Origin of the sequence: Streptomyces sp. MB09-01 (assembly GCF_033794505.1) — a bacterium.
In the GTDB taxonomy this organism is placed as follows: Bacteria; Actinomycetota; Actinomycetes; order Streptomycetales; family Streptomycetaceae; genus Streptomyces.
The window spans coordinates 1-1041 of the sequence record NZ_JARAYQ010000575.1; the positions used below are offsets into that span (position 1 = coordinate 1).

Below are 1041 nucleotides of genomic sequence, written 5' to 3' on the forward strand. Positions count from 1 at the left end.
GCGATGGCGTGTGCCGGGCGGGGTGGTGGCTGCGGCGGCCGCCGTCGTCCTACTCGCGGCGGGCACGCCGCGCCGGGCGGTGGGGACACCGGGCAGCGCGTGGACGTCGGCGGCAGGCGGAGCCTGTACCTGCACTGCTCGGGCTCCGGGAGCCCCACCGTGGTACTGCTGTCCGGGCTGCACGAGGCCTCCGACCCGTGGTCGCTGACCGACACCACCCCGCCCGTGCCGAAGGCCCCGGCGGTGCTGCCGGGCGTGGCCGCCTTCACCCGCGTCTGCACCTACGACCGCCCGGGCACCATCCGCTACACGCAGCCTCCGACGCTCACCACCCGCAGCACGCCCGTCCGGGGCGCCCGGGAACTGCCCGCCATGGTCCAGGACCTGGACCGGGTGCTGACCGCCGGGCACGTGCCGGGCCCGTACCTGCTGGTGGGACACTCGTTCGGTGGGATGCTCGCCCTGCGGTACGCGCCGGAACACCCGGAACGGACACGCGGACTGGTCCTGGCCGATGCACTGGGGCCCGCGCAGCCCGCGATGGGGGCGGAGCGGGCGGCGTACGTCGAAGCGTTACGGCATCCGGGCACGCCCTTCGAGGCCGACCCGGATTTCGAGCAGGTCGACATCGATGGCGGCGTGACGGCCATCGACCGCGGTGGCCCGCTCCCGCCGGTTCCGGTCGTGGTGCTCGGCAAGACCGAACCCTTCGCCGCGCCGCCCACCATGTCCAAGGACCTGCTGGCCAAACTCGAGAGGGCCTGGCCCAAGGCCCAGCGGGCGCTGGTGGGGCTGTGGCCGCAGACCCCCCACCTGCTGGCCGCCGGCAGCGACCACTACGTCCAGTTCTACGCCCCCGGATCTCACGATCGCGGCGGTCCGCCTGGTCGTGGACCGGGCCGCGGCGCGGCCGAGCGCGGTCCCCAGCGCCTCGTAAGGCGGTGTCAGAGTCCGAGGGCGATGGCCATGCGGGTCATTTCGGCGGTGCTGTTGATGTTGAGCTTGGCGCGGATGCGGCGGAGGTAGGCGTCGACGGTGTGC

Annotated in this window: 1 protein-coding gene; it reads left to right on the top strand. The window is 74.1% G+C overall.

Annotation, left to right across the window (positions count from 1 at the left end; genetic code table 11):
* On the top strand, positions 1-1026 hold a 1026-nt coding region (locus PV721_RS43530; RefSeq protein WP_319734432.1), incomplete at its 5' end, for an alpha/beta hydrolase.
* Positions 1027-1041 lie beyond the last annotated feature (15 nt).